A 25,872-nucleotide genomic window follows, 5' to 3' on the forward strand; every position below is an offset into this window, starting at 1 on the left:
GAATGACGCCGTTCGTCTGTTTTTATGATCTCCTGATCGATCTTCGTTCGGGTACGACGGTGGGCCTGAACAAGGCGGTCCCCCTGGATCCCCGTGCGGTGGAGGAAGCCGCCTTTGCCGCGAGCAGAGCAGTCGTTACAACCGGCGTTCGGTGTGGCAACGCCGTGAGCCGGGGACCTCGAGAGATCCACCGCTCAGCGCCCTGGCCTCGCCGGGGCGACGGCAGCCCGCGGCCTGCTGTCATCGCTGCGCGCCTCTCAGCTCCGGAACGAGGATCTCGAGCCTGCGGCGGTAGGCGGAGCTCGGGTGCGCCGCGACGAAGCGGTCCGCACGCGCGAGCGCCTCGCCGCCGCGGCCGAGCGCCTTCAGGGCGCCGACCGCGATCACCTCGCGCTCCTGGGCGAGCGCGCCGCCCGGAAAGCGCGCGAGGTGGGCGTCGGCGAGCGCGAGCGCCTCCGCAGGGCGCGCCGCGAGCGCGTCCTGCGCGCGCTGCAGCAGGCCGAGCTCCGTCTCCGCGTCGGGCAGCGCCGCCTGCGCCGAGCCGTCCGCCGCCGGCGCGCCGGTCGTCACGGCGGACGCGCGCGCGGGCAGCGGCGCGCCGGTCGTCACAGCGGACGCGCGCGCGCTCGGCGGCTCCGGAGCACGCCCGCGCGGCGGTTCCGCAGCGGGGGGCGCCTCCGCGGGCACCTCCGGCGCCCCCGCGGCGGACGCCGCCGCGGGGGCGTCCGCCGTGGCTGCGGCCGCGACCACCGCCGCGCCGGGCGGCGGCTGCGAGCGCGACGGCATGAGCCACACCGCCCCGACGAGGACGACGCCGAGCGCCGCGCCGACCGCCAGGCCGGAGAGCACCGACGGCGGTGCGACAGCCCCCTTCGCGGCGATCCCCGCCGGAGCGTGTGTTGTCGGGGCGCTCGCGCCGCCGCCGGTCGCCGGGGCGCCCGCGCCGCCGCCGGTCGCCGGTCCACCGCCGTCCGCGGGGCCGCCGGGGTCCTTGCCGCCGCCCGGTCCGCCCGGAGGGTGGAGCGGCAGCCGCGCCGCGAGGCGCGCGAGCTGCGCCTTGTCCGGCGCGTCGCGCCGGGCCGCTTCGAGGGCCAGGCGGAGCACGTCCGAGCCGCCCTCCGAGCCGATCTGCTTGCGAGGATCGCCGCTCATACGTTGCTCCCCTCGGTGATCCGCGCGGCCCCGACCCGCGGCGCGCCGAGCTCGTACCGGCGCATCGCCGCCTCGATCTGCGCCCGCGCCGCGCGCAGCCGCGAGTACGCCGTCTGCAGCGGGCACCCCGCCGCCTTCGCGATCTCCGCCATGGGCACCTGCTCGATCTCGTGCAGGACGAACACCGCGCGCTTGTCGTCGTCGAGCTGATCGAGCGCCGCGTCGAGCCGGTCGAGCGCGCGGCGGCGATCGAGCGTCTCGTCCTGCGGCGCCGCCATGACCGGCTCGGGAACGGCCGCGGCCACCTCCTCGCGCCGCCGGTGCGGCCGGCGCCGGTACTCCGACGCGAGCCGCAGGCAGATGCCGTAGAGCCACGTGCGCAGCGCCGAGCTGCCGTCGAAGGTGTCGAGCTTCCGATGCACCGTGAGGAAGACTTCCTGACAGACGTCCTCGACGTCGGCCTCGCCGACGCCGAGCCTCCGCAGCACGCGCCACACGTACGCTGCGTTCTCTTCGAAAATCTCCTCGAGGGTCATCGCGAGAGGCCGGGGCGCAAGGAAGCCGGGCCCTGACCTGGATGGTCGCGAGCGCGCGGTTTTCTGAAAGAAAAGCGACGCCGGGCTTCGAATCAGCAAAATCAGCGGAAGTCACGGGAACATCACGGGAAATCGACGCCGAGAAGGACGTCCGCCGCCCCGGCGAGCGGCGCCATCCGGAACACCTCGCGGTCCCGGCCCTGCGCGTCGATGTAGTAGAAGGTGTCACGCACGATCGGGACGATCAGCCCGAGCCCTCCCCCCACGGTGAGCGGGCCGGCGAGCTGCCGGGTGAGGCGGACGTCGAGCGCGCCGCCCGCTGTCAGGCGCTCGTCGGCGCGGTCGACGCGGAACCCGAGGCCGCCGACCTGGAGCGCGCCGAGGCGGACGCCCGCGCACGCGGAGAGCCGCGTCTCGCCCCCGAGCGAGACCGGGCACGCGGACACGAACCCCTCGCCCCAGGAGAAGCGCGTCGAGGAGGCGCCGGTTGTCGCCTCGTTCGGGAGCCAGATCGCCCCCCCGACCTCGAACGACCACGACCGCGGGGGCGTGAGGCGCGCGCGGAGCGCGGCGGCGATGCCGGGCGAGGGCAGGAGGCCGAGCCCGAAGAGCGGGCCGGCGCCGACCTCGACGCGCCACGGCGCCGGCGGCGGAGGTGCCGGCGGCGGGACCGGGACCAGGACGCGCTGCACGATGACCTGCGGCGCCGGCGGCGAGGGCGCGGGCGACGGCGCCGGCGCTGCCAGCGGGGGCGGCGCGCCGGGGGACAGCTTCGCGCTGGGGTCGATCATGAGCGCGATGGCCAGGGCGAGCTCGTCGTCGATGGCGCTGCAGCGCGGCGACGCCGTCGCGATCTCGCGCGTCCCGAGCACCGCGCCGCCCGCGTCGGCGACCGCGATCACCGCGCGCCACCCGCCCGCGCCCCCCGGCTCGATGCGCCCTTCGACGGTGAGCTCGGCGCGGGCGGCCGAGACGAGCGCCGCGCGCCCGAGGCGCGCCTCCACCGCCTGCGCGAGCGCGCGCGCCCCGACGCACGCCTCGGCGCCGGCGAGCCGCACCCAGCTCAGCGACGCGGTCTGCTCGCCGGACGACGCGCGCGCGGGGCGCGACGCAGCGACGAGCGCCGACGCGGCGAGCGCCGCAGCGACGAGCCCGAGGCGCGCTGCGCGGCGCGCGGTCACGGGCCCGGCGAGGCCGCGATCCCGACGCAGGTGGGCTCGGGGACCTCGGTGACGCGGCCCGTGGGCCGGAGGGCGCCGGTCGCCTCGTCCACGTGGAACACGACGATGTCGCTCGAGCCCTGGTTCGCGACGAGCATCAAGAATTTCCCGCCAACGACCGGCAGTCGACATAACGTCCAAACGTACGATCCACCGATCCGCCTGCAAGAATCAACAGGTCCAACGAGTTCACTCGGCTGTGGTGCAGTGTCCACACCACGCTGGAGCCGAGGCTGCTCGGCGCGCACGATCTCTTCCTCGTTCTGGACGGCGATCCCTGCGCGCTGTCCGATCCGCAGGGCTCCGCGACCGTGGACTGCCCCGATCTCATCGCCAAGAGCCATGTGTCCTGTCGTGAGCCGCCAGCTCCGCTAGCTCGTGGCACGCGCGCCCACGTGGCACGTGCCACGTGCCACGTGCCATTCGTCCCGCGCCGCCGGCTCGCTCTCGGGCAGGGACCGCCGCGCCGTGAGCCCTGCCCTTCGAGCAGCGCACGCCGCCTGCCGCGCCGCTCGGGGCCCGGGGGCGCGCCCGGCGATCGTTCCGGGCACACCGATTGCCATGAGGCCTTTCGCACGAGCCTGCGCCGAGGGCGACCTCCTGCCTCCCCCACGACAAGGGTCGGCGAGGGCTCCTGCCGCTCTTCTCTCCTGACCTTAACCATCATCCTCGAGGAACCATGTTGCACCCTACGTCCAGAAAACCGGCTGCCGTGAGCTCGCGCGCGAGGCGGGGCCGGAGGCTCGGCTTCTCGCTCGCGCTGGGCGCCTCGGCGCTCGCCGTGCTCGGGTGCGCCGGCGAGATGCCGGGCGCGCCCGGCGCCGACGTCGGCGACGAGCTCGCCGCGGTCCCGCAAGCCCTCCGCGACGACGACACGCCGCTCCGCGGCGCATTCGACGAGTCGATCGTGAGCGCCGGCCGCGGCCACGCCTGCGCGCTGAGGCCGGACAGCACGATCCATTGCTGGGGCCTCAACGACGAGCACCAGGCCGACGATCCCGCGGGCCAATACGTCCAGGTCAGCGCGGGCGAGGCCCATAGCTGCGCGGTCGGCATAGACGGCAGCGTCCACTGCTGGGGCCGCAACACCCATGGTCAGGCCATTGCCCCCGTGGATCCCGATCCCCCGGAGGACCCCTTGGAGCCCCCGAATCCTAATTACACCTTCGTCCAGGTCAGCGCTGGCCGGGATCACACCTGCGCGCTGCGGACGAACGGCACGATCGACTGCTGGGGGCGCAACAACCACGGCCAGGGCTTGGATATGCCGTCGCAGTACACGCAGGTCAGCGCAGGCGACTCTCACAACTGCGCGGTGCGGTGGAACGGCACGATCAGGTGCTGGGGCAACAACACCTATGGTCAGGGCACGGACCAGACGGGCGCGTACACCCAGGTCAGCGCGGGCTCGTTTCATAGCTGCGCGCTGAGGACCGACGGGACGGTCTACTGCTGGGGGCGCAGCAATGAAGGTCAGCTCGACGCCCCGCCGGACACCTTCGTCCAGGTCAGCGTGGGCGTCTATCACAGCTGCGGGCTGAAGCCGGGCGGCACCGTCGACTGCTGGGGAGACAACGCGCATGGCGGGGCGATCGATCCTCCGGGCTTCTTCTCCCAGATCAGCACGCAACGCGGGCTCACCTGCGGGCTGAGGCTGGACGGCACGGTCGACTGCTGGGGCACCGACGAGGCGGATCCGCCGATCGGAGACGTCTTCGGGCACGTCACGGTCGCGGCGGGCACCTTGCACACATGCGCGCTCCGGGCGAACGGCACGATGACCTGCTGGGGGGACAACGCGTACGGCCAGTCCACGGCGCAGGCCGGCGCCTACCGGCAGCTGAGCGCGGGCACCCGTCATTCCTGCGGGGTGACGGCGACCGGCGCGGTCAACTGCTGGGGAGACAACAGCCATGGACAGAGCGCGGATCCGCCGGGCAGCTACACCCACGTCGCCTCGGGCCACGACCACAACTGCGGGATCAGGACGGACGGCACCGTCCACTGCTGGGGGAACGACGACTACGACAAGGCGACGGATCCGTCGGGTACCTTCACCCAGGTCGCCGCGGGCGATTTCCACACCTGCGGGGTGAGGACGAACGGCAGCGTCCACTGCTGGGGTCTCAACGCCCAGGGACAGAGCACGGACTCCCCGAACATTTACACCCAGGTCAGCGTGGGCGATCACCACAGCTGTGGGGTGCGGACGAACGGCGCCGTCCACTGCTGGGGGAGCAACACCTACGGCGAGGCCACGGATCCGGCCGGCACCTTCACCCAGGTCACCCTGGGCCGCGACTTCAGCTGCGGCCTGTTGACGGCTGGCAAGGTTTACTGCTGGGGGAGGGACACCGAGCATCAGGCCTCGCCGCCCTACGTCGACTTCATCCAGATCAACGCGATGAAAGACCACACCTGCGGCGTGACGGCGACCGGCCGTGTGGGCTGCTGGGGATATCCGGGGTCAGGGCGGACCGCGCCGCCGACGATGGCGTTCTCCCACGTCGACGTGGGCGACGATCACAGCTGCGGCATCAGGGCGGACGGCACGGAGGAGTGCTGGGGAAACACGACTTCTTCCTGGGGCGTGGCGCCCGCTGGCACCTTCACCCAGGTGAGCGCGGGCTTCCAACACACCTGCTGGCTGAAGGCGAACGGCACGGCGGACTGCAGGGGGGACAACACGTACGGTCAGACCGACGAGCCCGCTGTCCCCTTCGTTCAGATCGATGCGGGCTCCTACCACACCTGCGGGGTGACGACGCTCGGCAATGTGGACTGCTGGGGCCGGAATCTCAACGGCAGGGCCGAGGATCAGGCCGGCGACTTCCTCAGCGTCAGCGCGGGCGAAAGTCACAGCTGTGCGGTGAGAAAGAACGGCATCGTGCACTGCTGGGGATACAACGATGAGCATCAGACCGACACTCCTCCTGGTCTTTACCAGCAGGTCAGCGCGGGCTTGAAGCACAGCTGCGGGGTGAGGACCGATGGCACCCTCCACTGCTGGGGATACAACAACTTCGGCCAGGCCACCGCTCCCGAGGGGACGTACACCCAGGTCGGCGCGGGCTCTGGCCACAGCTGCGGGTTGAAGACGGACGGCACGATCCACTGCTGGGGGTCGGATTTCCGCGGCAAGGCGGTCGACCCCGCGGGGACCTTCGTGGAGCTCCGCGTGGGCAGGAACCATAACTGCGGGGTGAAGGCCGACGGCACCGTCTCTTGCTGGGGAAACGGCGACGACGGCCAGCTCTGGCTCCCCTTGCCGAACTGACGGCGCTCGGCTCGATCGCGCCCGGCGGCGTGGGCCTGTGGATCTTCGCCTTCGCAGCGCGGCGGGCCTGCGGGTCGACGGCGAGCGCACAGGCAACGGCGTCGCTCCCGCTGCGGGTCCACGTTACACTCGTCGGCGACGTGGCGCCCACGACTTTCACGACGACCCTGGATGACGCGCTCGGAGCGGCCTCGGACCCCTTGAGTTCCACGAAGCCTACACCGGGGCTGGTGCTCGTCTTCTCCGTGGACAGCCCTCGCTGCGATGTCCTCCCGCTCGAGGACGGCGAGCTCGCTCTCGGGCGCGGCGAGGTCGGGGGCGTCCCCCTGGACGACCTGCGGATGTCGCGCAAACACGCGCGCGTGCGCTGGACCCAGGGCCAGTGGGAGGTCGAGGACCTCAATAGCCGAAACGGAACGTCGCTCGACGGCGTTCCGTTGACCGGCGCGCGCGCGGGCGGTGAGCTGCGCATCCTGCGCACGGGCTCATCGGTGTTCGTGATCCGGGCCGACGTGGCGCCGTTCCGGGCGGGGATCTCCACGGCCGGGGCCACGATCCTCGGGGCGACCCTCGCCCGTGCGTGGTACGCGATCGATCGCGCGGCGCACCTGGGAGCGACGCTCCACATCACCGGCGAGAGCGGGACCGGCAAGGAGCACGCGGCGCGGGCCTTCCACGCCCTCGGCCCGCGGCGCGGGGGGCCGTTCGTCGCCGTGAACTGCGCCGCCATCCCCAGCGGGCTCGCCGAGCGGCTGCTCTTCGGCGCGCGCAAGGGGGCCTATTCGGGCGCCGTGGCCGACGCCGACGGGTACGTGCAAGCCGCCCACGCCGGGGTCCTCTTCCTCGACGAGGTGGCCGAGCTCGAGCTCGGGGTGCAGGCGAAGCTCCTCCGCGCGCTCGAGGCGAAGGAGGTGATCCCGCTCGGGGCCGCGCGGCCCGTGCAGGTGGACTTCGCGCTCGTGTCGGCGAGCCACAAGGACCTGCGCGCGCAGGTGGCCGCAGGGAAGGTCCGCGAGGATCTCTACTTCCGCATCGCGCAGCCGGCGGTCCGCATTCCGCGGCTCCACGAGCGGCCCGAGGAGGTGCCGTGGCTCGTGGACGCGGCGCTGCGGAGCGCCGTCGCTGCTGTCGAGCGCGGCCAGGAGAGCGCGCCGCTGGTGGCCCACGCGTCGCTCATCGAGGCGTGCCTCGTGCGGGCGTGGCCCGGCAACGTGCGGGAGATGATGGCGGAGATCCGCGCAGCGGCGCATGCGGCGCAGCTCGAGGAGAGCCCCGTGGTCCAGGCGCGGCACCTGTCGCCCTCGGCGGGGCAAGCCTTCGTCGCGCCACAGGCGAGCGCGACCGAGCAATCCGCGGGGAGGAGCCAGCCATCGTCGCTGCCCCCGCCCGGCGAGCGGCAGACGCGGCGGGCGGCGTCGCTGCCCGCCGACGAGGTCATCGAGGCGGTGCTGCGCCGCGAAGGGGGGAACGTGGCGCGCACGGCCCGCGAGCTCGGCGTGCACCGGACGCAGCTCCGCCGCTGGCTCGGGCGGCGCACGGCGACCGACGAGGCCGGCGGCGGCGACGACGACGCGGAGGGGTGACCCCTGACCTGCCTTCAGGGCGACCGAGCTGCCAACTCTGCAAGCCCCGATCTCACGAATGAAAGGCATCGGACGTTTGCCTCAGGGGAAACCCAGGGAGAACCTGAAGGATGACCCTGGCCCGCATCCTGCTAAGTACGTAGACCAGAGCGCCCGTGACGGCTTCCCCCCCCGCCGTCGAATGGGCGCTTTTTTTTTGTGCCCTTGCAGGGGGCGCAGGCGGCTCCGCCCCATGCGGGTAGGACCCGCGGTCCGTGAGCCACTCAGCGGTTTCCGCCCACCTCTGCTACGCGCAGAGCAGAGCGCCGGTCTCCCGCCGTGAGCAGAGCAGAGCGCCGGTCTCCCCCGCCGCTCTAGAGGTTGCGGATCCAGGTGCGGAGCACGTCCAGCCCGGCCTCGTCCACGATCTCGGTCCCGAGGGGCGGCATCGAAGGCCAGTCCGGATCGCGCCTCCGGGCGCGCTCCACCACATCGCTGCCGTCGGGATCGCCCCGGTCGATCACCGGGCCGACGGCGGTGCGGTAGGTGGCCGTCGACTCGACGGACGCGAGCTCGCCGACCCGGAGCGTGAAATCGAACCTGCGCTCCGGGTCATAGCAGCGCGCGCCGTCGCTCTTCGGGCGGCTCCGGTTGTGGCAGTGGCTGCAGTTCGCGTGCAGCCAGCCGAGGGCATCGCGCGTCACGGCGTCTCCGGGCAGCTGGATCGGCCGGCCCGGAGGATCCGACAGCATCCCGCGGGCGATGACCTCGTCGAGGTCGACCTCGCCCCGGCTCGTGGCGAGCTGGATCGCGGAGAAGCCGAGCACGCGGCTCCTGGTCCCGCCGTGGCAGCCCATGCACTCGGCCGCCGCGGGCACGTCGTGCGGCGTCCCGCGCGCGTCCGCGGCGCCGCCGGGCGTCGCGAGCGCGTCGGTCCCGTCGGCGTTCCAGACGTAGGCGACCGAGGCCCAGTCCTCCGGGGCGGGGCCCACCTTGGCGAGCAGGCGGGTCTCGACGAGCGCCCCATCCCTCCGGAACTCCTTCCACAGGCGGGGCCCGTCGGGGAACTGCCATGCATCCTGATCGCCGGTGTCGATCTGCGCGCCGGGCGGCAGCCGGATGAACCGCTGCTTCTCGGCGCCGTCGCTCCAGAGCTCGAACCCGGGCTCGTAGGCCACCACGCCGCTCGCTACCGCGCGCGCGGCGATGTCAGCGTAGAGGCCGGTCTCCGACAGCGCCGCGGGCAGCTCGGCCTGGCGCTCTGCATCGGGCGGATCGCACTCGTGGAAGTCGTCGCAGCCCGCGGCGGCGAGGCCGGCGGCGGCGAGCCAGAGCAGGGCGGAACCAGCGCGGGTCGGGCGCCTCTCGCGGGTGGACATGGCCGTATCTAGACAGAGGCCATGTGCCATCTCCAGTGATGGTTCGTGATACAGAACATCACCGTGGTGAATCTATCGACCATCGACCTCAACCTGCTCCACGTCCTCGCGGTCACGCTCGAGGAGCGCAGCGCGACGCGCGCCGCGCGCCGGCTGGGCGTCACGCAGTCGGCGGTCTCGAACGCGCTCGCCAGGGCCCGCGAGCTGCTCGGCGATCCGCTGCTCGTCCGCGATGGCCGCGGCATGGCGCCGACGCCGGCGGCGGACGAGCTGCTGCCGGAGCTCGCGGCGGCGATGGGCCAGCTGCGGTCGATGATCGAGCACCGGCGGGTGTTCGACCCGCGCTCGTCGACCCGGGAGCTCACGCTCGCCTGCGCCGACAACTCGCAGATCGCGGACGTGCCGCCCGTCGCGGCGGCGCTCGCGCGGGAGATGCCGCTCGCGCGGCTCCGCGTGGTGAGCGTCGTTTCGCGGCCGCGACGATGGCGGCAGCGGCCAGCGACCTGGTGGCGTTCATGCCTCGCCGCGTCGCCGTGGCACTCGGGTCGCACCTCCCCGTCCGGATCGTCGAGCTGCCCGTGAAGGACCTCGGGCACGAGATCTCGCTCGCGTGGCATGAGCGGACGCACAAGGACCCGGCGGCCGCCTGTCTGCGGAAGGTCATCGTGGAGACCCTGCGTGCGGCTGGCGGCGGCGGCTGCGACGAGGCCCCGCAGATGAAGCGGCAGCAGCGCCGCCACGATGGCGGGGGATCAGGCGGTCATTGACCGAAGCCATCGTCCTTCTCGGCGATGTCGTTCACGCCGTCGTTGCCCTGGCAGATCGACTGCGCGGCTGAAAAATGCTGCTGGGTGTCGCCGCGGACCGTCGCGAGCGTCCGGGGTCGTGAGGCCCGGCTGGCCTCAAGAGGGGGCGTTGACCTCGAAGTTCCAGATCGTGTAAGGACCGACGGCATCTTCGCTGGCAGCCTTGAAGAACACCGCGCTCGAGTAATCCATGAACAGCGTGTGGATCGTGTTTGCCGCCAGGGATTCATAGACGAACCACTGCCCGTCGCTGATCCTGCGGTACCAGAGCTGAATGGGCATGTCCCCCACGGTGATGGTCGACATCCTGAACGGCTGCGGAAATCTCTCGTTGGTCCCGTTCCAGACCTTGATCCACTGGTCCGCGACGTGGGACTGGAGCTTGCGCGGCTCCGCCGGCCAGTTCGGTATTCCGCAAGCACCGCCGATCAGCTTGGCGGTCCCCGGCCCTTGGCCGTCGCCGGGGTCGACGAAGCCACACCCCGTGAAGCCCGGGTTGGTGAAGGACAGGTGGTAGTGACCGTACCCCGATCCGTCCTCCACGTTGATGTAATTGGCGCCCTGCTGCATGCCCTCGCAATACTGGCGATACGTCCAGCACGAGCCCTCCGCTTCCTCGCAGGGAACGAGGTAGCCGTCCGCGTACCCCGTCTCATACGTGAACGTCGCCCTCGCGTCGGCCCACATGCCGTTCAGCGCATCGAAATCGTCGAAGCCGACGAAGCAGCTCAAAGCCGCCCTGGCAGGGCTGGCCGACAGCATCGCGCCGAGCGCCATGGAGGCGGCCACCGCGCCGCGCAGCAACGTTCGAACCGTGGTGTTCATGGGTCTCTCCGATCTCTCTTGTTCAGGTTGGTTTCTCACGGCGCGGCCATGAGCTCGTCGAGCTCGCGCAGGACCGGCGAAAGGAAAGGCGTTCGCTCCCGCCGTTATCCCGGCTGAGGCGGCGCGACGCTGGTGCCCCGCACCGTCCGGGAGCCCCGTAGAGCAACGCGCATACCAGGAGGAAGCGCGCTGCTGTCCGCCGCCGTCTCCGCGCCGGAGCGAGTCCCTGTCCCCCGCGGGGACGTGGCGATTCCAGCAGAATGGCGCTCGTCGACGGCGCGGGAGCCCTGACCTTCGCGAGCGGCGAAGGCCACCGCGGGCCGCGCGCGTCACGCAGACGGCCGTGACATGTCACGCTTGCTCGTCACGGTGCGACCGTGACATGTCACGCTGCTTGCGACGGAGCAGTCGGAACTCTCCGCGCCCTGCGGCCTCGATCGACGAGAACGTGTGCCTCGCGTGCCGCCCATGCAACGAGCTCGAGGCAGGCGCCACAAGAACTTCCATGTCGATGAAGCCGCCATCCGGGATGGATAAAAGATTCCAGGCACAGGCGAGCCCGCGTGGGTCTTATGCTAAATCATGCTAACAACAGTCGAAGACGGGGATGCGTGAATAGCCTCCGGTGCTACGTCCCTCCGCAGTACCTGCCCATGGGTGGGCAGGAGGAGGAGACCACATGCACTTGCTCCAGCACGTTCAGAAGCTCCGTCGTTTCACTCCGTCCCGCTCCCTGGGCCTGCGTGCCCTGGTGGGCGTCGGCCTCCTCGCGGGGGCAGGCCTGCTGCTCCCCGAGGTGGCCTCGGCGCAGGAGGACCCCATCCCCTGCCCGTTCGACAACGTCCTCTGCCTGTTCGAGGAGGAGGGGTACGGCGGGGAAATCTTCAACGTCCGGGCGCTGAACCCGCAGGTGGGCACGTGCGTCAACCTTCCGGAGCACGGCTGGGAGGGAAGGGCACATTCTGCCTACAACACCAACGGCGCTGGCGCCGCGATCTTTCAGAACGAGAACTGCGTCGGCTACCCGTACCCCGTCTACGGGGAGAGCGGCCTGAGCCCGCTGCCGTTCGTTCCCAAGAGCGTCTACGTCTTCTGACGCGATGATCGGGCGAAAGGCGATGGGCAGCGCGGCCATCGCCTGGAGCCTCGGACGAGCCGGCCGGATCACGAGGAGCAGGACCGCGCGGGCCACCAACGCGGGCTGGCGATCGGGGATGCGCGGGGCACGAAGAGGCCCAAGAACGAGGGCGCCGCTGTCATTCCCGACGGGTGACGGGCTCTTCGGTGGGCGGGAGGGGCGTGGCGGCGCGGCCCAGAGCTCCGTTTTTAAAGATTCTTTACAAACAGACCCGGGAGGAGGCACGCGGGGGCGCGCGCCCGTGCGGTTCCCGCTGCGTGACGCCGGCGCCGACGCTCACCGCGCCGCCAGCCGCTTCTGCTTTCGCAGAGTGAAGCCGACCCATGACGATGGGTCCGAGCCCAAGGACAGAGAGGTCCTGTGGCTCGTGATCCAGTGGCCGGCCTGAGCGCCACTTCGCCGACTCCTTCACCACTCTCCGCCTCGGCGTGGACTACAAGGGGAATCTGGTGGGCCAGGCTCGTTTGGATCTCGTGGTGGATGGTCAGCTCGTCGTCGAGCTCAAGGCCACCGAGGGCATTGCCCCGATCCACGTTGCGCAGCTGCTGTCGTATCTCAAGGCGGTAAGACTTCGGCTTGGCCGCTTGATCACCTTCAAAGTGGCCTTCCTGCGTATACGCCTTCGGGGAGCTCGCCTCGACCTCGTGGCTCCCCCAGCGAAGGAACGCCTCCTGCACCGTATCCTCGGCGCGCCCCATGTCGCCGAGCATGCGGTACGCGAGCGCGACGAGGTCCCGGCGAAAACGTGACGGAGATCGTGCAATTTGTCGGAGAGCGGGCGCCGCATCGCAGCAGGCCCAGGGACGTGGCGCCCGGCGGCGCCGCGGGTAGGGCCCTACGGCGCCGCCGACTGGCCCGCTTGCTTGTCTACATTACGCTGAGCTCATCCGTTCTTCCCAGGCACGAAGCGGAGCGACGCGAGGCGCAGCAGCTCACCAGAGCCGCCCTTTGCCCTCAGGTAGACCTCGTGGGAGCCGACGGCGCTCACCTTGCATGTCACGGTCGTCCAGGTCTCCCAGCCGCCGGTGGCGGGGACATCGCAGGTCGCGACGCGGCGGCCGCCCGCCAGCGGGTCGAGCCATACCTCGACGGCGCCGCCCTTCGCGCTGGAGGCCTGCAGCTCGATCTCGACCGACGCCACGCCGCCGCTGCCCAGATCGACGCTGCCGTACATGGCCCAGTCGCCGTCCTCCAGGCCGCCCAGCACCGGCCCTGCCGACTGGCTCGACACAACCTCGGTGCCGGACTCCTGGTCCGGCTCCGCGGCCGCGATCGCGGTGAAGCCGTCGCGGTACGTGAACAGGTCGAAGTCAGCGCTCGCGTTGCTGGCAAAGACGCCGGCCTGGCTGCCGACCCAGCCGTTGTTGACCGTATCGTAGTCCTCGAGCGCGCTGATGTCGATCGGCTCGCCCACCTGGGTCCAGGTCAGGCGGTCCGTGCTGAACCAGCCGGTGGCCTCGTGGTCCGTGCCGTGCACCAGCTTCAGCCAGAGGGTTCGCTCGGCCGGCGCCGGGGCATCGAAGCGGATCTCGGTCGCGTCCACCGCTTCATAGGCGCTCTCATCGGCGTTGAGGACGGGGACGACCGACCGGAACGAGAAGCGGATCCGGTCTTCTGCGTCCGCCCGGACGCGCGCCACCGACACCTCCTGGCTGATCGGGTGCATCCACGTCGGGAACGTCGTGAGATCCGGCTCCGGGACGGCGTTCCCCAGGCGGACGCCAGCCGCGTCGCCCTCCGCTTCGGGGGCGAAGTCCATCCTCACGACCATCGCCTTGGCGTGCAGCGCGTCCTTCTGTATCACCCACCGCGTCTCGTCCTCCGCCGGCTTGAGCCGGAGCCACCCGGCGCGGTCGGTGACCGCATAGCGATCGGACGGCATGTTGCCGTAGAAAGTCCAGGCCGGTGAGAGCTTGTCCCCGGTGAACTCGTCGTTGACGGGCAGCAGGAACGGGATGTCGCTCGGCGGCAGCGCCGGCGCCGGCGCCGGCTCGCCCAGGCGACCGTTCACGACCGGGACCCCGGCGCCGCTCGCGTCGTCGATCCAGGTCACCTGGCTGAGCAACCCCTGCCGGCCCAGGCCACGCCGGTTGTTGTCGCACTCGTACGAGTGGGAGAAGACCCACCACGTGCCGTCGGAGATCTGGAACGGCGCGGTGCTGTGCTGCGCGCCGCTGAACGGGGCCTCTCCCTTGAGGACGCTGCCCAGCGGCGTCCAGTCCTCGGGGTTGCTGCTCAGCGTGGCCGAGCGCCACCCGTACTGCTCGCCGCCGCACCCCGTGTGGGTCGAGTCGAAGTAGTAGTAGAAGCCGTTTCGCTTCGTCATGGTGGGCCCCTCGGCCCAGTTTTCCTCGACAGCGCTGTCGGGGTTGGCCGCGGGATCACCGCACCCCCCGTTCTCCACGTCCCAGTTGACGAAGCTGAGATCGATCGACTCGCCGCTGAGCTGCCCGGTCTCGGGATCGATCTTCTGGAGCAGGTTGACGCCGAAGTTGTTCTCCTCGCCGCCCGTCGCTCCATTCCATTTGCACTGCCCCGCCTTCACGACCAGGTACGTGGTCCCGTCGTCGTCGACGAACACCGAGTCGTCATAGCCGGTCCCGCGGTCGAACGAGACGAGCTCCGGGTCCTCTCCGGGCGGCGTGTAGGGGCCCACGGGCTCCACGTGAACGGGCTCTCCCCAGGGCCCTGCCAGGCTCTCGGCCTCCGCGAAGTACTGATTGAAGTTGACGGCGAAGTAGACCCTGTATCCGGAAGCGACCTTGACGATGAAGCCGCCCCACGTCCCGCCCCCCGCCGAGGTCGAGGCCTCCAGGCCGGACCACGCCGGATCGACGACGCGCGACACGCGCTCCCAGCGGATGAGGTCCCGCGAGCGCAGGATCTCGACGTTGGGTGAGATGTTGAAGCTGGAGCCGGTGATGTAGAAATCGTCCCCCTCGATGTAGATGTTCATGTCCGGGTGATCGCCGGGCAGGATCGGGTTGAGGTAGGTGGACTGGGGCTCGCCCGGCCAGCTCGCTGTCTCGAAGGCGGCGGTCAGCGTCTTGTTCCCGTCCACCGTGACCTCCACGACGTCGTCCGCCTCGCTCGCGGCCCCGCTCCATCCCGTGAAGTCGGCGCTCGGCGCGGGTCTGGCGGTCACGGTCACCACTGCGCCGGCCCTGTGCAGGTAGGTTCCAGGCGGAGGATCAGTCGTCCCGTCCCCCTTCGCCTCGATGGTCAGGGGATATTCCACGGGCGCTACCCGATCGTCCACTCCGCAGGACATGGGCAGGGACCCGATCAGGATCATCGCCGTGATGCAAGCGCTGTGTTTTCTCATCGTCATGTCCTGAGTCGTTCTGGCCGCCAATCCCGGCTACAAGGATCGCTGACGGGTGCGCATGACGGGCCGTGCAGTCTTCGGATCGAAAGGACGAGCGCGGGCCCACTGTGAACGCTCACACGACGGGTGTCAATTTCCCTCGCGACGGGCGCGAGGTCGTCCGGCTGGCCCGTGCGGCGGAGCGGCCTCTGCTCGATAACTGGTTATCGAAATCGCTGCCGCCTGGCCAGTGCTCCACCCCCTCCACGCCCGACGGTCTCCACGAGCCGGATTGGCCCCGACCAGCGCTGATGTGGGCGAACGCGGTGACGCACGGAATCTGGGATCAAGGGCAGAAGGACGGCGCGCTGGACCGGACGCCAGGCGGACAACAAGAAGCGTTACATCGGGCGGCCTGGCGCCGCCCCGGAGGAGATCAGCAGCGACCTCGGACACGGGCGCTGGTTCGACGGGAACTGGTACATCACCCTCGGTGACACCTTGTTCAAGGTGACGAGCGCAGAGGCGCGGGCCTTCCTCGCCACATCGCCGGGCGAGGCGGCGCCCGTCAACGCCTGCCTTCAGGGCGACCGAGCTGCCAACTCTGCAAGCCCCGATCTCACGAATGAAAGGCGTCGGGCGTTTGCCTCAGGGAAAACCCCGGGAAAGCCCGAAGGATCACCCTGGCCCGCATCCTGCTAAGGACGTAACCCAGAGCGCCCGTGACGGCTTCCCCCCCCGCCGTCGAATGGGCGCTTTTTTTTGTGCCCTTGCAGGGCGCGCAGGCGGCTCCGTCCCGTGCGGGTAGGATTCGCGCGCTCGGCTCCCGGGCGTCCCTCGCTCAGGGCGCGCCAAGGAACTCCCGGATCGTTGCGAGCGCCTCGTCGCGCGCGTCGTCGAGCACCGCGTGCCCGGCGCGGGGGAAGCTCCGCGCCTGGACGAGCTCCCGGGGCAAGGCGGCGACGAGATCGCGCGCATCCGCGGTCGTCGCGAACGGGTCGAGATCGCCGGAAAGCATCAGGGTGGGGCACCGGACGCGCGCGAGGTCCCCGCGCAGGTCGTACGTCTGCATCTCACCCGCCACGAAATAGCCGCCCACGTCGAGGTGGAGGACCGCGCGGCGGAGCGCGTCTTCCTCCGGCGGCGACTGGCGGTAGAGCGGGAGGCAGACACGGATGTAGTCGTCGAAATTGGGCATCGGATCCGCGAAGAACCGGCGCGCGATGTCGGCCGCCTGCGCGCCCCCGAGCCGCTCGAAGACGGCCAGCATGCGATCGAGGCGGAGCTTCGCGGTCGTGCTCGTCAGGATCAGCTTCCCGGGGTGATCGGGGTATCGCGCCGCGTACGCCTGCGCCACCATGCCTCCGAACGAGTTTCCGAGCACGACGGGCCGCTCGATCTCGAGCGCGTCGCAGAACGCCCGCACGTCGTCCGCCCACGTCTCGAGGTTCCACCGCTCGGGCCCGCTGCGATCGCTGCGCCCGCAGCCGCGGTGATCCAGATAGACGACCTGCGCCACCTCGGCGAGCGCCGAGCCGAACGGCACGAACTCGGTATGATCGCCTCCCGGCCCGCCGTGCAGCAGGATCACGGTAGGTCGCTCCCGCATCGCGGGCCCCTCGGGGACGAGCTTCGCCCCTTCCACATCGAAGAACAGCCGGACATCACCTGCCTGCACTCTCATCGTGATCGAGTGAAATCACAGACCGCGGCGCGGCGCCAGGCCTCGCGCCGCCGGCAGAACGCACCCTGTGTGGCAGATCGCCGCGAGCGGCGGCAGCTCTGCTGTGGCGGCGCTCCCCGCCGGCGCCGCCCGTCACGACGACGGTCAAACCGGCCGCGCCGTGGGACAGCGCTCCGGGCGTGATGCCTTCCGCCTGTATGGATCGCAGTGGCACCCCGATCGGAGTGACGAATGCGCCGAACTCGGTGGACGCCCAGCCGCGGCGCGGCTACCAGCAGCTCACCCGTGGTAAAATCCCCGATGTCGCGCCCGCGCCAGCGGAGATTTCGCCTCGGCACCGCCATCCATTCGTGTCCTGGGTCGTATAGCTGATAATCGAATTTCGAGGCAAAATGAATATCTTTCAACGCAAGGTGCTTCGCGGTCTGTCGGTTGGTCTCCTGTCACTCGCGGTCGGAGGCTGTGAGGCCGGCGTCGACGTCGACGCCGAGGGCAGCGAGATCGAGAGCGAAGAGCTCGTGGCAGAGGGCCAGCAGGAGCTCGTGGCGTGTGGTCTCGGCACCTGCCCAGCAGGGAACTACGTCACTGGCTACCAGCGCCAGTCCAGCTGCAGTGGAAGCGGAACCAACGCGACCGTGTGCAACGCCCTGCCGTCGACAGGCACCTTCACTCAGTGCAGCACGTTGAGCACGTGCGCCGCGGGCTTTTACACGTCCGGCTACCGACGCGAGTCCGGATGCATCCTCAGCGCCGGCAGCTCCGGCAACAACGCGAAACTATGCAGATCGCTGCCGTCCACAGGCACCTACACTCAGTGCAGCACGTCGAGCACATGCGCCGCGGGGTTTTACACGTCCGGCTACCGGACCGAGTCCGGATGCATCCTCAGCGCCGGCAGCTCCGGTAACAACGCGAAGCTCTGCACATCGCTGCCGTCGAGCGGCAGCTATGTTCAATGCGGCCAGTTTGGCACCTGCGCCCCGGGCTTCCAGGCGACTGGCCAGAGGCGAGAGTCCGGATGCATCCTCAGCGCCGGCAGCACCGGCAACAACGCGACCGTGTGCTCCCAGTAAAGAGAAGCCGGGCAGCTCGTCCTGGCCCGCAATCTCGTGGAGCGTTTGGCTGAGCCGCCGACGTGACGACGTGCGCATTTCCTCCCGCGGCCTCGGCAGCGGCCTCCCCGAGCGCTCACGGCCGCGACGAGCGCGCGGGGCGCTCGTCCGCCTCGCCCAGCGCGCTGGACGCCCCCTCCCGGATCCCGCGGAGCACCGCCTCGACGTCCCTCTCCGCGCCCAGGGCGAGCCCCCGGTCCGCGAGCGCCCGCGCGGCGGCCGGGTCGCTCCCGGCGAGCGCCTGCTCCGCCGCGTGCAGGTAGAACTCCACCGCGAGCCGCGGCTCGCCGCCCCGCTCGAAGTGCTCGGCCAGCACCTTGGCGTCGTGCTCTCCCGCCTGCAGCAGCCACTCGGCGGCGAGCCGGTGCCCGAGCGCGCGATCGTGGTCCGGCAGCATCGCGTAGCAGCCGTCGCGGATGAGCGCGTGCCGGAACGCGTACTCCTCCTCGTCCGAGAAGCGGCTCTGCTCGCGGCGCTCGAGCAGCTCGCGCTGGAGCATCCACGGCAGCCAGTCCACCGCGAGCGTCGACCCGCCGGCGTCGCCGAGCAGGGCGAGCGCCCCGGTCTTCCAGAACGCCTCGCCGAAGACGCTCGCCGCCCGCAGCAGCCGCCGCGCCTCCGCGGGGATGGCCTCGAGCCGCGCCTCGACCATGCCCAGGATCGTCTCCGGCAGCCTGTCCGCGCGCCCCTCCGCGACCGCCCGGATGAGCTCCTCCAGGTAGAAGGCGTTGCCGCTCGCGCGCTCGACGAGGCGCGCGACCTCGGAGGGCGGGAGCCCGTCGCCGAGCATCTGCCGCACGAGCTCCTCGGCCGCGCGGCGCGGCAGCGCGCCGAGCGTGATCTCGTGGACCTCGCTGCCCTCCCAGAGGACGGGGAAGACCTTCCGCACCTCGACCCGCGCCAGGTAGAGCACCGCGAAGGGCCGGTCGTGGAGCTCCCGGAGGGCCCGCGCGATGAGCTTGAGCGACGCCGCGTCGCCCCACTGGATGTCCTCGAGCACGAGCAGGTACGGCCCCGCCGCGCACGCCGCCTCCATGAAGTCGAGGTAAGCGAGCGGGATCTGGTCGGCCATCAGGGCCGGGCTCTGCCGCGCCTCGAGGAACCTCGGATCCGCCTCGCCCGGGAACGGCGTGCCGACGATCTCGCCGAGGAACGCGGCGATCCGCGTCCTCTCGCCCGGCGTCAGCGCCTTGGCGCGGGCGACCAGCGAGAGGAGCCGCTCCCGCTGCGCCGGGGCGGGCTCGCCGCCGGTGATCCCGGCCGCGCCCCGGAGCGCGGAGCCGAGGAGCGAGAACGGCGAGCCCGCGCTCAGCGAGTCGCCTCGGCCGACCGCGACGGTGAGCTCGGGGTGCCGCTCCCGCAGGATCTCGATGAGCTCGTACCGCAGGCGGGATTTGCCGATCCCGGGCGGCCCGGTGATCAGGATGGCGCGGGGCTCGGGCCCGCCGAAGCTGTCTTCGAGGAGCTCGCGCAGGTTGCGGAGCTCCCTGTCGCGGCCGACGTAGGGGCTCGGCTTGCCGAGGAGCGTCCGCGCCGACCGGCCGACCTCGCGCTCATGCAGCAGGAAGAACGTGCCGGGCCGCGCCGGCTCGATCTCGAACCGCGCGTCGAGCAGCGCCCGCGTGACGTCGTCGATCCACACGGGCGCGGGCCTCCGCTCCGGGCGCGCGTCGCGCTCCGCGAGCGCGAGGAGCGCGGCCGCGCGGTCCATGACCGGGCCGACCGGGAGGCTGCCGGTGTGCTCGGCGCGGCCGGTCGTGAGCACGACGGAGGCCTCCGGCACGACCTCGACGAGCTTCAGGGCGCACCGCGCCGCGCGCGCGGCCTGCAGGGCGGCGTCGCCCACGCCGGCGATCGAGAGCACGATCGTCCCGTCGGCGAGCGCGTCCACGCGGGCCCCGAACGGCTGCGCGCTCGTGTAGAGCTTCCTCGTGAGGTCGCTCGGCGCCGCGGCGACGAGCGTGCTGGCCGCGCTGTCGCAGGGCGAGAAGCGCGGCTCCCGCGCGGCCACCAGCGAGAGCAGCCGGAGCTCGCACGCCGTGATCGCCTCGTACAGGACGGGGGGCGCGGCCAGGCCGCTCGTCGGATCGCGCTCGAGGGCGTCGAGCGCGTCGATGACGGCCGAGCCGTCGCGCGGCCGCTGCTCCGGGTCCTTCGCGAGCATGCGGGCGACGAACTCGTCGAGCTCCTGCGGCACCTCGGGCCGGAGGTTCCGCACGCGCGGCGGGTCTTCCATGAGGAGCTTCGCGAGGAGGGCCATCACGTGCTGGCCCTGGAACGCGGGCCTGCCCGTGAGGCACTCGAAGAGCACGGCGCCGAGCGAGAAGATGTCGGCCCGCGCGTCGAGGCGGTCGCGCTCGCCGGTGGCCTGCTCCGGGGCCATGTAGCCCGGGGTCCCCATCACCGAGCCGGTCTGCGTGAGCGCGCCGATGGTGCGCTTCATCCGGGCGATGCCGAAATCGAGCACCTTGAGGCCGACGACCTCGCCGCCGACGAGCAGCAGGTTGCTCGGCTTGACGTCGCGGTGGACGATGCCCCGCGCGTGCGCCGCCCCGAGCGCCTCGGCGGCCGCGCGGAGCAGGGCGAGGCTCTCCTCGAGATCGAGCTTCTGCCGGGCGAGGCGCTGCGCCAGGCTCTCCCCTTCGAGCCATTCCATGGCCAGGTAGGGCACCCCGTCGGGGGTGATGCCGTGGGCCACGTGCCGGACGATCCGCGGGTGATCGAGCTCGGCGAGGATCCGCGCCTCGTGCTCGAAGCGGTGCGCGGCGCTCCGGTCGGGCTGGCCGAGGAGCTTGAGCGCGACCTGCGCCCCCGTGGCCCGGTCGACGGCGCGGTAGACCGTCCCCATCCCACCGGAGGCCGCGACGCGCTCGAGCTGGAAGCGGCTGTCGATGACCTCTCCCGGGCGCATAAGGCGGAGGATGCACCGGCGTCGAGCCGTCTTCAACGGTCCGGCGGGGACCCGCCCGTCGGTGTGCGGCTATACGCTCGCGCGGCGCGCCAGGCGGTGAGTCGCGCTTCAGCTCTTCGGGATGCGCCATGTCACGCCGGCGCGGAAGAAGAGCACGTTCGGGATGCTCTGCCCGCCTCCGGGGACACCCTCGTCCTCGTCGTTCATCGGCTCGTAGCGACGGAACAGGCTGTGTCCCGCCTGGGCGGTCACCCACACCGACGAGAAGGCGCGCACGCCGAGGGTCACGCCCGCGGTCGCGACCGAGTAGGCGACATGATCGAGGCACTCCTCGGGCCGCGCCGCCCGCTCGTCCTGCTCGGTCGCCGGGTCGTCGGCCGGCTGGGCCGCGCACGGCCACGCCCCGGTGACGCGCGGGTCGCGCACGGCGTAGGCGTTCCCCGCCAGGTCCGCGCGCAGGCCGACCTCGACGCGATCCGAGAACAGGAGCTTCACGGCCGCGAAGCCCGGCAGGAAGGCCTCGACGCGGAAGAGGGGGCTCGGCGTCCAGTCGACGTACGCCGCCGGCAGCGGGAGGAACGAGCCGAAGCTGTACGACGCGAGCGCGCCGCCGCCGAGGACGAGCTTCTCCGAGAGCGTGCGGGTCACGAGCCCGAGCGCGCTGACGCGGACGAGCCCGGCGTCGAGGGCCTCGAAGTCGCCCGCGAGCCCCGGCGCGACGCGCAGCGAGAGCGACCAGTCGTCGGGGAGCAGCTGGACGAACAGCACCGGGACGTCGACGGCGTGGAAGGCCCGGAGCTCGTCGAAGCCGGGCGGGGCGCCGACGTACGAGATCGCCTCGACGTGGTACGTCGCCCCCGGGATCAGGAACGTCTTCTCCCCGAGGGGGATCGGCACGTTGGCGTTGACCTCGTACGACGAGACCTGCGCCCGCACGGGGCGCGGGTCCTCGATCGCCGCGCCCGGCATGTACTGCGCGCTCAGATCCACGAGATCGGGGAGCTGGGCCCATGCCGCGCCCGGCGCGAGGACCGCGAGCAGCGGCGCCAGGGCGAGGAGCCGCGGGGGGCGCGCGCTCCGGCGGGAGGGGCCCCCGCCGGGGCGCTCGCCCGTGGAGCGCGCGGCGGCGCGATCGGCGGGCCTCATCGCGCCACCCGCTCGTCGAGCCAGTCGAACAGCCGCGCCTGGGCGAGGAGCTGGTTGCCGCCCTGGCAGTGGACCTGCGACGCCGTGCCCGCGTCGAACACCATCATGTGCTTCGGGCACGTGAGCGCGCCGTAGAGGCGCTCCGACTCGCCTGGAGACGCGTCCTCGGCGCTGCCCTCCATGATCAGCGTCTCGCAGCGGATGCCCGCGACGCCGTCGGCGTTGTCGTACTTGCGGAGCTCGTCGATCACCTCGTGCGGCGTCGAGACGCCGTGCTTCCAGGTCACGTCATCGAAGTACCAGCGCGCGTCGGGCAGCACAACCGAGGCGGCGTCGATGGCGCGGTCGAAGGCCGCGGGGCCGCGCGCGTGCAGCTCGAGCAGGCCGGGCATCGACGCGAAGTGGCGCAGCATCGCGTCGCGCCAGCTGACGACGCCGGGGTTGGCGACGAGGGCGCGCAGGCGGCGCTCGCGCGAGGCCGCCCGCGGCGCGAGGTAGCCGCCGAACGAGAGGCCCATCAGGACGAACTTGCCGGCGTCGAGCCGCTCGTCGCGCTCGGCGAAGTCGAGCACGCGCCCCACGGGGACCTCCCAGTCGGGCCGGAAGGGGTGCCCGTGGAGGCGCAGCGAGGCGCCCTGGCCCGGGCCGTGGAACGAGAGGACGTGGTAGCCCCGCTCGAGCGCGCCGTCGACGACCCACATGGTGTCCTCGGGCCACGCGTGGAGGCCCTGCTGCAGCACGATCGTGGGCGCGCGCGCCACCCCGGGCGCGTAGTGGACGCGGCCGTGGAGCACGCCGTTCTCGTAGGGGAGTTCGACCTGCCGGGAGTCGTAGCCCCGCATGCGGAGCGCCCGGTCATGCAGGTCGAGCCCCGCGATCGTCGCCTCGACAAGGCGCGGGTCGGAGCGATCCGCGTAGCGCATCAGCCCGGCCCGGTAGTACGCGCCCGCCCGCAGGAAGTGCGACGCGGCGCTGCGCGCGTGGCCGCGGGCCTCCGCCTCCTCGCCGTAGCCCCGCACCCGCTTCGCGGTGGCCAGCCACTGCTCGAACCACGAGCGCTCGTCGCCAGGGAGGATGCGGGTCGCGGTGTCGAGCACCTCGCCGACGTCGGTCAGCCCCATCGACGCGAGGCCGAGCCAGAACACGATCTGCGCATCCATGACGGGCTGGCCGGTGAACTTGAACCGGTGCCAGACGGGCGCCGCCTGGCCCCGCCCGAGCGTGTCGTCGCCGTGGAACCGGGCGGACGCGACCTCCTGATCGACCCCGCGGCGGCCCGCCGCGAACCCGAGCGCCGCCGCGCCCCCCGCGACCGCCGTGTGGGTGAGAAACCTCCGCCGATCGAGCATCGGTGCACCTCCAGCGCCTTGCAAAACAAGTGATTCAAACATATGTTTTAACAATTGACGCCTGCCGGACGCATCGTCAAGGTATGTTTCAAACAATCGTATGAACGACCGTGACCCCCTCGCCCCTGCGGACGATCTCGATCCACGGCAGCGGCTCGTGGTCGCTGCGATCGATCAGATCGAGAAGCACGGCATCGGGCAGCTGACGGTGCGGAAGCTCGCGGCGGCGGCCGGCGTCAACATCGCCGCGGTGAACTACTATTTCCGGTCGAAGGAGGCGCTCGTCGCGGCGGCGCTCGAGGGGTCGATCGGGAACATGCTGTCGGACACCGAGGACTTCCTCACCCGGATGCCGGGCGATCCCCTGGAGGCGCTGAGCGGGCTGCTCGGCTACTACCTCGAGGGCGGGATGCGGTACCCGAACGTGGGCAGGGCGCTCCTGCACGACGCGTTTCACGCGGACGACTACAGCGGTCCTTTCCCGAAGCTCTTCGCGCCGGTGATGGAGCGCCTGCGCGATCTCGTCCGGGCGGCGGTGCCCGGGCTCGAGGAGCGGGCGGCGGCGCGCCGGGTGGTGGCGGCGCTCTCGGCGGTCTTCTTCCCGACGTTCTTCGCGGGGCTTTACGAGGGGCTGAGCGCGCTCGGCTCGCCGGCCGACCGCCTCGCCTACGCGCGAGAGCTGGCGCGGCAGACGCTGGCGCCCGTCGCGGTCCCGGAGCCGGCGGCGCCCGCGCCCCAGGGCAAGCGGCCGAAGCGCGGGTGATCCGCGGGGATCGCGGGCACCCGCCTCCCTCAGCTCCACGCGGACGACTGGCGGCCCGCGTAGGCGCACGTCGCTCTCCGGGGATGGGCCTGGCCCCGGATGCGCTTGCGGCTGCGCTCAGCAATCGAAGAAGCGGCGAAGCCCGGGGCGGATGACCTCCTCGATGGTCTCATCGAGCAACACCCGGGCTTTCAGGCCGCTGCACAGCCCGAGCTGCTCCCCGTCCGGCGGGGCGTCGTGGGCCGGCAAGTGCGCGTGCTCGTGCTCCACGAGGTGCCGGAACGCGACGGGCAGGTAGCGCTCGACCGCTTGCCGCTCCGCCGAGGAGAGCTCCGGCGCGACCTGCTCGAGGAGGCGCCAGCCGAAGCGGGCGTGCCCGACCTCGTCGGCGTAGATGCGCGTCAGCAGGTCGAGCAGCGGCCCGGGCGGCATCTCCAGCCGCTCCGCGCCGATGAGGGCCACGGCCACCGTCTCGCTCATGCAGCAGATGTGGATCACGTTGCGGAGCGCGGCCGCGCGGGGGGGCGCGTCGCGGTGCAGGGGGAACTCCGGGCGTTCCGGGACGCTCGCGGTCGCCGTCCCGCCGAGGGCCTCCACCACGGCGCCGCAGAGGATCCCGTGACGGCGCTCCTCGTCGGCGAAGCCCCGGCACGCCTCGGCGAGCTCCGGCGGGAAGCCCGCCTCGGCGAGCTGGCCTGCGAGCGCCTCGAACACGGCCGACGACCCGTGCTCGTTCACCATCCGCGCGTGCCAGGTGCCGATCGCCGACGGGAACAGCGCCGCGGGATACCCGCTCACGTCGAAGGCACGCGCGCGCGCCTCGCCGCGGAGATCGAGCGTCGCGGCGTTCATGCGACCTCCGACCGGGCATCATAGGCGTCGAGCGCCGGCGGGACCGGCGGGCCCCAGGGCGTGCAGAACGTCCGCGTATAGAGCTCCCCCTCGGGAGCGACGACGTCGCCGAAACAGCAGGCGTGCCGGACGGGCTCGGCCTCTCTGTAGGAGATCGCGTCGGCGTCCACGCCCACGATCAGCGCCGTGCAGCAGTTCACGAAGGAGGCGTCTCCGGCGAGGGCCGCCCGCTGCTCCTCGGAGATCCCCGTCCCGGGGGCGGGCAGGCGCTGCACGCCGTAGTCGACGCAGCAGTCGAGCTCCGCGCGGGGGCGAGCCTCCGTGTCGTCGAGGCTCACCTGCTCGGCGCACGCGAGCCCGGTCGGCATGGGCGGCGCGCCGCCCGCGCCGCCCGCGCCGCCCGCGCCGCCCTCATCGGGCGTCGGAATGACCCCACTCCCCGTCGAAGGTTCCCCACCGCCGCCGGTCGTCGCGCCGACTCCGCTCGTCGCGCCGACTCCGGCCGAAGCCGGGCCGTCCGGCTCCTCCGCCGGGATCTCCTCGTCGGGATCCAGCGGAGACGACTGCCCGCCAGAGACGTAACGTCCGCTGCAGCCCGCCAAAGCGCCACAGGCCAGCGCTCCCAGCGCGACCCTCGCTGCTGCACGCAATGCTGCCCGTCTCGTCTCCTCACGCATAAGCTCTCCTCCAGTAAAATAGGTTGTTTACCGCAGGGCGCGGCGCGGGCCAAGCAGCCGGCCCATATGCGCCAGTGTAGGCGCGCAGCACAGCGAAGAGAATCTGCATTTTCCGCACATCATTGAACCGAAATTCGGAACAATGGCGCAGCGGGATCGTCCGGCGAGCTACGCGG

At 71.6% G+C, this 25,872-nt stretch carries 20 protein-coding genes and 1 pseudogene; 8 read left to right on the forward strand and 13 right to left on the reverse strand.

The genetic code is table 11. From position 1 onward, the window contains the following. Positions 1 to 240 precede the first annotated feature (240 nt). From WME95_RS36070 to WME95_RS36085, 4 genes are all read right to left on the reverse strand, one after another. Positions 241 to 1,152 (reverse strand): hypothetical protein, encoded by a 912-nt coding sequence (locus WME95_RS36070; RefSeq protein WP_437903857.1) that lies wholly within the window; start codon positions 1,150 to 1,152, stop codon positions 241 to 243. Further along, on the reverse strand, positions 1,149 to 1,688 hold the full coding sequence (locus WME95_RS36075) for an RNA polymerase sigma factor (RefSeq protein ID WP_437903858.1): 540 nt from the start codon (positions 1,686 to 1,688) through the stop codon (positions 1,149 to 1,151). Before WME95_RS36075 ends, WME95_RS36070 begins: the two co-directional genes overlap by 4 nt. Positions 1,689 to 1,810: 122 nt before the next feature. After that, positions 1,811 to 2,869, reverse strand: a complete 1,059-nt coding sequence (locus tag WME95_RS36080; RefSeq protein ID WP_437903859.1) for a hypothetical protein — start codon at positions 2,867 to 2,869, stop codon at positions 1,811 to 1,813. Beyond that, positions 2,866 to 3,006, reverse strand: a complete 141-nt coding sequence (locus WME95_RS36085; RefSeq protein ID WP_437903860.1) for a beta-propeller fold lactonase family protein — start codon at positions 3,004 to 3,006, stop codon at positions 2,866 to 2,868. Before WME95_RS36085 ends, WME95_RS36080 begins: the two co-directional genes overlap by 4 nt. 614 nt (positions 3,007 to 3,620) lie before the next feature. Between WME95_RS36085 and WME95_RS36090 the strand changes: the two genes are divergently transcribed. Then, positions 3,621 to 6,185 (forward strand): RTX toxin, encoded by a 2,565-nt coding sequence (locus WME95_RS36090; RefSeq protein ID WP_437903861.1) that lies wholly within the window; start codon positions 3,621 to 3,623, stop codon positions 6,183 to 6,185. Positions 6,186 to 6,385: 200 nt separating this feature from the next. Then, positions 6,386 to 7,768 carry a sigma 54-interacting transcriptional regulator gene (locus WME95_RS36095; protein ID WP_437903863.1) on the forward strand — a complete coding sequence of 461 codons (1,383 nt, stop codon included), beginning with the start codon at positions 6,386 to 6,388 and terminating at the stop codon, positions 7,766 to 7,768. Positions 7,769 to 8,121: 353 nt separating this feature from the next. Here the strand turns inward: WME95_RS36095 and WME95_RS36100 are convergent, their stop codons facing one another. Further along, on the reverse strand, positions 8,122 to 9,126 hold the full coding sequence (locus WME95_RS36100) for a hypothetical protein (RefSeq protein WP_437903864.1): 1,005 nt from the start codon (positions 9,124 to 9,126) through the stop codon (positions 8,122 to 8,124). Between the two features lie 45 nt (positions 9,127 to 9,171). On the opposite strand from WME95_RS36100, the gene WME95_RS36105 reads away from it, so the two are divergent. After that, on the forward strand, positions 9,172 to 9,708 hold the full coding sequence (locus WME95_RS36105; protein WP_437903865.1) for a LysR family transcriptional regulator: 537 nt from the start codon (positions 9,172 to 9,174) through the stop codon (positions 9,706 to 9,708). Next, positions 9,705 to 9,893, forward strand: a complete 189-nt coding sequence (locus WME95_RS36110) for a hypothetical protein (protein ID WP_437903866.1) — start codon at positions 9,705 to 9,707, stop codon at positions 9,891 to 9,893. The genes WME95_RS36105 and WME95_RS36110 overlap by 4 nt, the downstream gene beginning before the upstream one ends. Before the next feature lie 135 nt (positions 9,894 to 10,028). Here WME95_RS36110 and WME95_RS36115 read toward each other — a convergent pair whose 3' ends face one another. Then, on the reverse strand, positions 10,029 to 10,757 hold the full coding sequence (locus WME95_RS36115) for a hypothetical protein (RefSeq protein WP_437903867.1): 729 nt from the start codon (positions 10,755 to 10,757) through the stop codon (positions 10,029 to 10,031). A 679-nt stretch (positions 10,758 to 11,436) separates the two neighbouring features. Between WME95_RS36115 and WME95_RS36120 the strand changes: the two genes are divergently transcribed. Further along, positions 11,437 to 11,853, forward strand: coding sequence for a peptidase inhibitor family I36 protein (locus tag WME95_RS36120; protein WP_437903868.1), 417 nt, complete (start codon positions 11,437 to 11,439; stop codon positions 11,851 to 11,853). A 470-nt stretch (positions 11,854 to 12,323) separates the two neighbouring features. Beyond that, positions 12,324 to 12,500 (forward strand): annotated as a pseudogene (locus tag WME95_RS36125) (GxxExxY protein); the annotation flags it as partial. 278 nt (positions 12,501 to 12,778) lie between these two features. Here the strand turns inward: WME95_RS36125 and WME95_RS36130 are convergent. Continuing rightward, a complete protein-coding gene (locus tag WME95_RS36130) occupies positions 12,779 to 15,226 on the reverse strand; it encodes a family 43 glycosylhydrolase (protein ID WP_437903870.1) in 2,448 nt (815 codons plus the stop codon). 817 nt (positions 15,227 to 16,043) lie between these two features. Continuing rightward, positions 16,044 to 16,886 carry an alpha/beta fold hydrolase gene (locus tag WME95_RS36135; RefSeq protein ID WP_437903871.1) on the reverse strand — a complete coding sequence of 281 codons (843 nt, stop codon included), beginning with the start codon at positions 16,884 to 16,886 and terminating at the stop codon, positions 16,044 to 16,046. A 392-nt stretch (positions 16,887 to 17,278) separates the two neighbouring features. On the opposite strand from WME95_RS36135, the gene WME95_RS36140 reads away from it, so the two are divergent. Further along, positions 17,279 to 17,959 (forward strand): hypothetical protein, encoded by a 681-nt coding sequence (locus WME95_RS36140; protein ID WP_437903872.1) that lies wholly within the window; start codon positions 17,279 to 17,281, stop codon positions 17,957 to 17,959. Positions 17,960 to 18,074: 115 nt separating this feature from the next. Here the strand turns inward: WME95_RS36140 and WME95_RS36145 are convergent, their stop codons facing one another. The 3 genes from WME95_RS36145 to WME95_RS36155 all read right to left on the reverse strand — a co-directional run bounded on the left by WME95_RS36145 (position 18,075) and on the right by WME95_RS36155 (position 23,404). Continuing rightward, complete coding sequence (locus WME95_RS36145) at positions 18,075 to 20,909, reverse strand: serine/threonine-protein kinase (protein WP_437903873.1); 2,835 nt, start codon at positions 20,907 to 20,909, stop codon at positions 18,075 to 18,077. Between the two features lie 108 nt (positions 20,910 to 21,017). Further along, positions 21,018 to 22,055, reverse strand: coding sequence for a DUF6268 family outer membrane beta-barrel protein (locus tag WME95_RS36150; protein ID WP_437903874.1), 1,038 nt, complete (start codon positions 22,053 to 22,055; stop codon positions 21,018 to 21,020). Continuing rightward, a complete protein-coding gene (locus WME95_RS36155; protein ID WP_437903875.1) occupies positions 22,052 to 23,404 on the reverse strand; it encodes an alpha/beta hydrolase family protein in 1,353 nt (450 codons plus the stop codon). The genes WME95_RS36150 and WME95_RS36155 overlap by 4 nt, the downstream gene beginning before the upstream one ends. A gap of 100 nt (positions 23,405 to 23,504) precedes the next feature. On the opposite strand from WME95_RS36155, the gene WME95_RS36160 reads away from it, so the two are divergent. After that, on the forward strand, positions 23,505 to 24,167 hold the full coding sequence (locus WME95_RS36160) for a TetR/AcrR family transcriptional regulator (protein ID WP_437903876.1): 663 nt from the start codon (positions 23,505 to 23,507) through the stop codon (positions 24,165 to 24,167). Positions 24,168 to 24,284: 117 nt separating this feature from the next. Here the strand turns inward: WME95_RS36160 and WME95_RS36165 are convergent, their stop codons facing one another. Further along, positions 24,285 to 25,019 (reverse strand): ferritin-like domain-containing protein, encoded by a 735-nt coding sequence (locus WME95_RS36165; protein ID WP_437544241.1) that lies wholly within the window; start codon positions 25,017 to 25,019, stop codon positions 24,285 to 24,287. Next, positions 25,016 to 25,621: a hypothetical protein gene (locus WME95_RS36170; RefSeq protein WP_437903877.1), complete on the reverse strand. Its 606-nt coding sequence runs from the start codon at positions 25,619 to 25,621 to the stop codon at positions 25,016 to 25,018. Before WME95_RS36170 ends, WME95_RS36165 begins: the two co-directional genes overlap by 4 nt. Positions 25,622 to 25,872: the final 251 nt, after the last annotated feature.

The organism is Sorangium sp. So ce327, assembly GCF_051530205.1.
In the GTDB taxonomy this organism is placed as follows: domain Bacteria; phylum Myxococcota_A; class Polyangia; order Polyangiales; family Polyangiaceae; genus Sorangium; species Sorangium cellulosum_B.

Bases quoted from the DNA above. Each gene is read 5' to 3' on its own strand.
- WME95_RS36070 (WP_437903857.1), bottom strand. From the start codon at position 1,152: ATGAGCGGCGATCCTCGCAAGCAGATCGGCTCGGAGGGCGGCTCGGAC.
- WME95_RS36075 (WP_437903858.1), bottom strand. From the start codon at position 1,688: ATGACCCTCGAGGAGATTTTCGAAGAGAACGCAGCGTACGTGTGGCGC.
- WME95_RS36085 (WP_437903860.1), bottom strand. From the start codon at position 3,006: ATGCTCGTCGCGAACCAGGGCTCGAGCGACATCGTCGTGTTCCACGTG.
- WME95_RS36100 (WP_437903864.1), bottom strand. From the start codon at position 9,126: ATGTCCACCCGCGAGAGGCGCCCGACCCGCGCTGGTTCCGCCCTGCTC.
- WME95_RS36115 (WP_437903867.1), bottom strand. From the start codon at position 10,757: ATGAACACCACGGTTCGAACGTTGCTGCGCGGCGCGGTGGCCGCCTCC.
- WME95_RS36120 (WP_437903868.1), top strand. From the start codon at position 11,437: ATGCACTTGCTCCAGCACGTTCAGAAGCTCCGTCGTTTCACTCCGTCC.
- WME95_RS36130 (WP_437903870.1), bottom strand. From the start codon at position 15,226: ATGACGATGAGAAAACACAGCGCTTGCATCACGGCGATGATCCTGATC.
- WME95_RS36135 (WP_437903871.1), bottom strand. From the start codon at position 16,886: ATGAGAGTGCAGGCAGGTGATGTCCGGCTGTTCTTCGATGTGGAAGGG.
- WME95_RS36140 (WP_437903872.1), top strand. From the start codon at position 17,279: ATGAATATCTTTCAACGCAAGGTGCTTCGCGGTCTGTCGGTTGGTCTC.
- WME95_RS36145 (WP_437903873.1), bottom strand. From the start codon at position 20,909: ATGCGCCCGGGAGAGGTCATCGACAGCCGCTTCCAGCTCGAGCGCGTC.
- WME95_RS36150 (WP_437903874.1), bottom strand. From the start codon at position 22,055: ATGAGGCCCGCCGATCGCGCCGCCGCGCGCTCCACGGGCGAGCGCCCC.
- WME95_RS36155 (WP_437903875.1), bottom strand. From the start codon at position 23,404: ATGCTCGATCGGCGGAGGTTTCTCACCCACACGGCGGTCGCGGGGGGC.
- WME95_RS36160 (WP_437903876.1), top strand. From the start codon at position 23,505: ATGAACGACCGTGACCCCCTCGCCCCTGCGGACGATCTCGATCCACGG.
- WME95_RS36165 (WP_437544241.1), bottom strand. From the start codon at position 25,019: ATGAACGCCGCGACGCTCGATCTCCGCGGCGAGGCGCGCGCGCGTGCC.